Genomic DNA, 7,073 nt, shown 5'->3' with positions numbered 1-7,073 from the left:
TCCGATGACCACGCTCAAGCAGATCCGTTCGACCTATCTCGACTTCTTCGCGGCCGACGGCCACGAGAAGGTCCATTCGGCCCCCCTGGTGCCGCAGAACGATCCGACCCTGATGTTCGTCAATGCGGGGATGGTCCCGTTCAAGGACTATTTCACAGGCGCCGCCACGCCCCCCTACCCCCGCGCCACCTCGTCCCAGAAATGCGTTCGCGCCGGCGGCAAGCACAATGACCTGGACAATGTCGGCTATACCGCCCGCCACCTGACCTTCTTCGAGATGCTGGGGAACTTCTCCTTCGGCGACTATTTCAAGGCCCACGCCATCGACCTGGCGTGGAAGCTGGTCACCAAGGACTTCGGCCTCGACCCCAAACGCCTGCTGGTCACCGTCTATATCGACGACGATGAGGCCGCCGACATCTGGAAGAAGGTCGCGGGCTTCGCCGACGACCGGATCATCCGCATCGCCGGTTCCGACAACTTCTGGGCCATGGGCGACAGCGGCCCGTGCGGCCCCTGCACCGAGATCTTCTGGGACCACGGCGACAGCGTCCCCGGCGGCCCTCCCGGCTCGCCCGATGAGGACGGCGACCGGTTCGTGGAGATCTGGAACAACGTCTTCATGCAGTTCGAGAAGGAGAACGACGAGATCGTTCGCAAACTGCCCAAGCCCTCGGTCGACACCGGCATGGGTCTGGAGCGGATGACCACGGTCCTTCAGGGCGTGCATTCGGTGTTCGAGACCGACCTGTTCCGCACCCTGATCGCCGCCTCGGAAGACGCCACCTCCACGAAGGCCGAGGGCGAACAGGCCGGCAGCCACCGGGTCATCGCCGACCACCTGCGATCGTCGTCCTTCCTCATCGCCGACGGCGTCACCCCGTCGAACGAGGGCCGGGGCTATGTCCTGCGCCGGATCATGCGCCGCGCCATGCGCCACTCCCATTTGCTGGGCGCCGCCGACCCGCTGATGCATCGGCTGGTGCCGACGCTCGTCTCGGAAATGGGCGAGGCCTACCCCGAGCTCGGCCGCGCCCAGGCCTTCGTCGAGGACACGCTGAAGCAGGAGGAGATCCGCTTCCGCACCACCCTCAGCAAGGGCATGACCCTGTTCGACACGGCGGTTCAGGGCTTCCGGCCCGGCGACATGCTGGACGGCCAGACCGCTTTCACCCTTTCGGACACCTACGGCTTCCCCCTCGACCTGACCCAGGACGAGGCCCGTCGTCGCGGCTTCTCGGTCAATATCGACGGTTTCGAGGAGGCAATGGCCCAGCAGCGCGCCCGCTCGCGCGAACACTGGAAGGGCTCGGGCCAGCAGGCCAATACGGCCGAATGGCTCAAGGCCCGGGACCGCCTCGGCCCGACCGTCTTCATCGGTTATGACGCCATCGACGGCTCGGGCGAGGTCCTGGCCATCATGAAGGACGGCCAGCCGGCCGACGCCGCCGAGACCGGCGACATCGTCGAGGTCCTGTTCGACACCACCCCCTTCTATGCCGAAAGCGGCGGTCAGGCCGGCGACCACGGAACGCTGGAATGGCCGGGCGGGAGCGCCGAGGTCATCGACGTCAAGAAACAGGCCGGCGACCTGCACGTTCTGTCGGCCGAGATCACCTCGGGCCGGCTGGAGACCGGCGCCCGCGTGGCCCAGTCGGTGGATGCGGACAAGCGTCTGACCACCCGCGCCAACCACTCGGCCGCCCACCTGCTGCACACCGCCCTGCGCAACGTCCTGGGCCCCCAGGTGGCGCAGAAGGGCCAGATGGTCGACGCCGAACGCGCCCGCTTCGACTTCAGCCACAACGCCCCGGTGACCGAGGCCCAGCTCGAGGCCATCGAGGCCGAGGTCAACGCCGTCATCCGTCAGAACGTCCCGGCCGAGACGAAGCTGATGGCCCCCGAAGCCGCCATCGAGGCCGGCGCCATCGCCCTGTTCGGCGAGAAATACGGCGACGAGGTCCGCGTCCTGACGCTGGGCCGTGCGCTGACCGGCGACAACAACGCCCCCTACTCCGTCGAACTGTGCGGCGGCACCCATGTGACCCGCACCGGCGACATCGGCCTGTTCAAGGTGGTGCAGGAGACCGGCGTCGCCTCGGGCGTGCGCCGGATCGAGGCCCTGACCGGCGAGGCCGCGCGCCAGTATCTGGAGGGCCAGGCCCGGGTGACCCGGACCCTCGCCCGCGACTTCAAGGTCCAGACCGGCGACGTCGCCGTCCGGGTCGAGGGTCTGCAGACCTCGGTCAAGACATTGGAGAAACAGGTCGCCGACCTGAAGAAGCAACTGGCCCTCGGCGGCGGCTCGGGCGCGAGCTCGGCCCCGGAAGAGATCAACGGCGTCAAGCTGATCGCCCGCGTCCTCGACGGCGTGGACGGCAAGGGGCTGCGCGGCGTGGCCGAGGACTTCCGCAAGCAGGTCGGAACCGGCGTCGTCGCCCTGATCGGCGTCACCGACGGCAAGGCGGCGGTCACGGTCGCGGCGACGAACGACATCGTGGGAACGGTCAACGCCGCCGACCTGGCCCGCGCCGCCGTCCTCGCCATGGGCGGCCAGGGCGCCGGCGGCAAACCCGACTTCGCCCAGGGCGGCGCCCCCGACGGCTCGAAGGCCGAGGCCGGACTTCAAGCCGTCCGCGACGCGCTCAAGGGCTGACCCGCCCCAGCCGAATCCGGATCGGCCAGACCACAGGTCGCCGCCGATCCGGCTCACCCCACAGCACGGCCAGGTCCGCGCCGAAGCGATCGAGAAGATCGCCTCGGCCGGCCTCGCGCGCCTGTCTGACGGCGGACCAGGTTCCGACATAGCCGAGGAATTCGGCCAGCGACCAGTCGCGCCGGATGGCGAAGTGCGGGATCGATAATTCCTCGAACGGGAAGGCCATATCGGCGTAGCCGGCATCGACCAGCCGTCGCTCGGGCGGCCAACAGGGTCCGATCTCCTCGCCGTAGAAGCGGTCGAAACGGTCACGCAGGTCGTCCTCCAGCCCCGGCGCGCCATAGGTGATCAGGGCCAGCGCCGCCCCGGGCGCCGTCAACCGGCGGACCTCGGGATAGAAGGCGTCCAGATCGAACCAGTGGGCCGCTTGGGCGGCAGTGATCAGATCGGCTTTCCCGGCGTCCAGACCCGTCGCCTCGGCGGGGGCCACGACATAGCGCACGCGGGGGTGGGGCGTCGCATGGGCGATCTGGTCGGCGCCCGGATCGACGCCGATCACCGCATCGAAATGCCCGGCCAGGCTGACGGTCAACTGTCCCGCGCCGCAGCCGACATCGACGGCGAGTGATCGGCCCGGCGCGACCGAAGCGAGAAAGGTCGCCAGTTCCGGCGGATAGTCGGGGCGGAAGGCCGCATAGGCCGCGCCGCCCTGATCGAACCAGTTCACCGACATGCCGCCTCCATGATCCGGGACACAGCCCGTCATAGTCGAAAATCCTCGCCCCGCCATTGACGCGGGCGGATCGGCGCCGCCCCATGCCGCCCTGTTCCTCGGGGGAGATATTCGCATGATCCGCATCGCCGTCGGCCTGACCGCCGCCCTTCTGGCCTCGACCGCCGCCCCGGCCGCCCTGGCCCAGAGCGCCTCGCCCGCCGTCGCCGCGACGCCCGCGCCCAATCCCCAGCTGGCCGCCCTGCTGACCGACTATGAGGCGTTTCTGAAGGCCAACGACCCGATCAGCTCGGGGCTGGAGGGGGATCAGGCGGCCAAGTCCAAACTGCCCGACATCAGCCGGGAGGCCGAGCTGGCCCGCAAGGCGCCGCTGGAGGCGCTGAAGGCGCGGGCCGAAGCCATCCCGACGGCCGGCCTGTCGTCCGAGGACAGTCTGAACCGCGATTTCCTGATCTGGGTGCTGGACCGGTCGATCAAGGCGATCGCCTTCGACAGCGGTCGCCTGGCCTTCGATTCCGAGGGCGGCGTCGGCCAGATGGCCAACTATCTCGCCTCCCTGACCCGGGTGACCAATCGGGCCGACGCCGACGCCTGGATCGCCCGTCTGGAGGGTCTGGCCAGGGTCTATGACGACGGTCTGACCAACGCCCGGCGCGGGCTGGAGACCGGCTTCACCCAGCCCAAGTCCGTGGTCGAGAGCCTGCTGGTGTCGCTGCGCAACGAGGCGGCCTTCACGCCCGAGACCGACCCCCTGCTGAAGCCCTTCGCCCAGCTGCCCGCCTCGATCCCGGCGGCCGATCAGGCGGCCCTGCGCGCCCGCGCCGCGGCCATCGTCGCCGATCAGATCAAGCCCCGTCGTCAGGCCTGGCTGGCCTTCGTCCAGAACGGCTACCTCCCGGCCTCGACCGACGTGGTCGGCATCGGCTCGCGCCCCGGCGGCAAGGACTATTACGCCTTCCAGGCTCGGTCCTATACGACCACCGACCTGACGCCGGACCAGATCCACCAGATCGGCCTGAGCGAGGTCGCCCGCATCCGCGCCCGGATGGATGTGGAGATGAAGGCGTCCGGCTGGACCGGCGACTTCGCCGGCTTCCTGAACCACCTGCGCACCGATCCGAAATTCTACGCCACCTCGCGCGAGGACATGATCGAGAAGGCGTCGGAGATGGCCAAGCGGGCCGACGGCGGCCTGCCGGCCCTGTTCCGCACCCTGCCGCGCCTGACCTACAACGTCCGGCCCGTGCCGCTGGACATCGAGGACACCTATACGACCGGCCGTTACAACGGCGGATCGTTGGCCGAGGGGGTGCCGGGCGGTTACATCGTCAACACCGGCAAGCTGGACCAGCGGCCCCTGTACGAGCTGCCGGCCCTGACCCTGCACGAGGCGGTGCCCGGCCACCATCTGCAGATCGCCCTGCAGCAGGAGGCGGCCGAGGGCCCCTATTTCCGCCGCAACGTGGATGTCACCGCCTTCACCGAGGGCTGGGGCCTGTATTCGGAGTTCCTCGGCGAGGAGATGGGCTTCTACCGCACGCCCGAGGAACGCTTCGGCCGGCTGAGCTACGAGATGTGGCGCGCCTGTCGTCTGGTGGCCGACACCGGCATGCACTGGATGGGCTGGACGACGGAACAGGCCCGCGCCTGTTTCACCGAGAATTCGGCCCTGTCGCCGCACAATATCGAGACCGAGCTCCAGCGCTACATCGGCTGGCCGGGTCAGGCCCTGGCCTACAAGATCGGCGAGATCCGGCTGCGTGAGATCCGCACCCGGGCGGAAACCGCTTTGGGTGACAAGTTCAACGTCCGCGACTTCCACGACGCCCTGCTGGTCGACGGCCCCCTGCCGCTGGCCCTGCTGGACGAGCGGATGAACGCCTGGATCGAAACGCAGAAGGCGAGGTAGCCGCGTCAGACGCGGGGCGGGAATTCCACGCCCGACAGCTTCCAGTCGAACAGGCCGTGGCGGGTCATGAGGAGGCGCAGGGGCTGTTCGGGGCGGTCCTCGCGGGTCAGGCGGATGACGAAGGTGTTCAGGTCGCGATAGCCGTAGGCGCGGTGAAGGCGGCTGTCGCTCGCCTTGGGCTCCGGGTCCGACCCGCGCACGGCGTCGCGGGCCTCGGGTCGCTGGCCCGTGCGCACCACCTCGGCCACGACGCGGGGCGTGACCAGGGCGTCCACGGCCGAGTCCATGAAGCTGGGGGCCAGGATCATGCCGAGACCGCCCAGTCCCGAGCCGAGGTCGCCGGCCTTGTCGCGCAGTTCGTCGCGCATGACGCCGCTCATCTCCGACTTCAGGCTCTGGCGCAGGGCCGGGAAGTCGACCTTGCGCTCCAGGGCCGCCGCATCCCCGGCCTCGGCCGCCTTGACCAGGGACTGCACCGCCAGCACCGGCGATCCGAAGTACGCGACGCCGAAGGCCAGGACGGCGAGGACGATCAGGGAGGTCAGAAGCTTGCGGCCCATGGGGTTCCGTCTCGAAGGGAGGTTACGAGGTCAACGCCGCAAGGGCGCTGTCGTTCATGGCGTCGGCGTCGCGGCGGCATCGACGCGGGGCGGCAGACCGATGTGCACCAGCTTCCATTCGAACGGGCCGCGCCGCTCGAAGGTGAAGAGGGTCTCTGCGGACCGGTCCGGCGCCTTGACCGCCACCCGGGCGCGATTGACGCTCCAGTAGCGCGGCCAGGGCCGGACGCTACGTCCGCTGGGCTGTGCCGCGTTCGGCGGCCTGTCGATGTTCGGGGCGCCGTGGCCATAGCCGAGGCTGAGCCCTTCCAGCGCGCGCGGCTCGAGATAGGTCTCGACATCCGGGCCGGCCGGGGCGCGGGGCTGGACCGTCTGGTCGAACTGTCGGCGGATGGCGCCGATGGGATCCTGGATGATCGACGGCGGCGGGGTCTGGGGGGCGGGACGATTCGACAGCTGGGGTCGCAGCGAGGCCCGCACGGCGTCATAGTCGATCAGCTGCGCCAGCCCCTGGACGTCGCTCGCCTGGGCCGCCGCCCGGATGCCATAGAAGGCCACCAGGGGCGCCACGAAGAAGGACACGACAGCGATCCCCAGCCCGAGGACGATCAGGTTGAGGATCAGCCGCTTGACCGAGGGCTCGCGCCGCCGCGCCGCGCGCTCGGCGGCGGCCTGGTCCCAGACCCGGCGACGGTCGTCGGTCGGCGGCATGGTCGTCAAAGGCGGAGGTCCGGCGTCATGGCGAAGACGCTAGAGTGAAATCCGGACCGGACAAGGGCGATCCCGCCTCGCGCATACGAAAACGCCCGCCGGACAGGTCCGACGGGCGTTCTCAATCTCGCGATTGCGCTCAAGTCGCGAGTGACCGCGTCACGAGCATAGCGCAGGCATCATGCCTCAGCCCAGGTGCGGCAGCCTGGCCTTGAGGTTCTCGGCCACCTTGTCGAGGAAGCCCTCGGTGGTCAGCCAGAATTGCTGATGGGCGTCCTTGAGGGCCAGGTACTTGGTGATGTTGTAGTCATAGTCGGTGTGGTCGACGACCTTCTCCAGGGTCTCGGCGAACTCGGCCAGTTCGGCGTTGTCGTCCAGCTTGGCGCGGTGCTTGAAGCCCTGGGTCCAGGCGAAGATCGAGGCGATCGAGTTGGTCGAGGTGGCCTCGCCCTTCTGGTGCTGGCGATAGTGGCGGGTCACGGTGCCGTGGGCGGCTTCCGT

The 7,073-nt window shown here is 69.1% G+C and carries 6 protein-coding genes; 2 read left to right on the top strand and 4 right to left on the bottom strand.

Features of this window, described 5'->3' with window-relative positions:
* Positions 1-4: 4 nt before the first annotated feature.
* Positions 5-2,656 (top strand): alanine--tRNA ligase, encoded by a 2,652-nt coding sequence (gene alaS, locus ACT6QK_RS14420; protein WP_444598519.1) that lies wholly within the window; start codon positions 5-7, stop codon positions 2,654-2,656.
* On the opposite strand, the gene ACT6QK_RS14415 is transcribed toward alaS, so the two are convergent.
* Positions 2,646-3,392 (bottom strand): class I SAM-dependent methyltransferase, encoded by a 747-nt coding sequence (locus ACT6QK_RS14415; protein ID WP_444598517.1) that lies wholly within the window; start codon positions 3,390-3,392, stop codon positions 2,646-2,648. The genes alaS and ACT6QK_RS14415 overlap by 11 nt on opposite strands.
* 115 nt (positions 3,393-3,507) lie before the next feature.
* Here ACT6QK_RS14415 and ACT6QK_RS14410 point away from each other — a divergent pair, with 115 nt between their 5' ends.
* Complete coding sequence (locus tag ACT6QK_RS14410; RefSeq protein ID WP_444598516.1) at positions 3,508-5,301, top strand: DUF885 domain-containing protein; 1,794 nt, start codon at positions 3,508-3,510, stop codon at positions 5,299-5,301.
* A 5-nt stretch (positions 5,302-5,306) separates the two neighbouring features.
* Here ACT6QK_RS14410 and ACT6QK_RS14405 read toward each other — a convergent pair whose 3' ends face one another.
* From ACT6QK_RS14405 to ACT6QK_RS14395, 3 genes are all read right to left on the bottom strand, one after another.
* On the bottom strand, positions 5,307-5,861 hold the full coding sequence (locus ACT6QK_RS14405; RefSeq protein ID WP_444598515.1) for a DUF2939 domain-containing protein: 555 nt from the start codon (positions 5,859-5,861) through the stop codon (positions 5,307-5,309).
* Between the two features lie 54 nt (positions 5,862-5,915).
* The gene (locus ACT6QK_RS14400; RefSeq protein WP_444598518.1) at positions 5,916-6,572 is read right to left on the bottom strand and encodes a DUF2939 domain-containing protein; all 657 of its coding nucleotides are present in this window, start codon (positions 6,570-6,572) and stop codon (positions 5,916-5,918) included.
* Positions 6,573-6,758: 186 nt separating this feature from the next.
* Positions 6,759-7,073 (bottom strand): isocitrate/isopropylmalate family dehydrogenase (locus tag ACT6QK_RS14395; RefSeq protein ID WP_444598514.1); only part of this gene is annotated, 315 nt, incomplete at its 5' end.

Source organism: Brevundimonas sp., from assembly GCF_052436175.1.
GTDB lineage: Bacteria > Pseudomonadota > Alphaproteobacteria > Caulobacterales > Caulobacteraceae > Brevundimonas.
This window is presented reverse-complemented; position numbering and strand designations above follow the sequence as displayed.

Coding starts and splice junctions, on each gene's coding strand:
- ACT6QK_RS14415 (WP_444598517.1), bottom strand. CDS start 3,392: ATGTCGGTGAACTGGTTCGATCAGGGCGGCGCGGCCTATGCGGCCTTC.
- ACT6QK_RS14405 (WP_444598515.1), bottom strand. CDS start 5,861: ATGGGCCGCAAGCTTCTGACCTCCCTGATCGTCCTCGCCGTCCTGGCC.
- ACT6QK_RS14400 (WP_444598518.1), bottom strand. CDS start 6,572: ATGCCGCCGACCGACGACCGTCGCCGGGTCTGGGACCAGGCCGCCGCC.
- ACT6QK_RS14410 (WP_444598516.1), top strand. CDS start 3,508: ATGATCCGCATCGCCGTCGGCCTGACCGCCGCCCTTCTGGCCTCGACC.
- alaS (WP_444598519.1), top strand. CDS start 5: ATGACCACGCTCAAGCAGATCCGTTCGACCTATCTCGACTTCTTCGCG.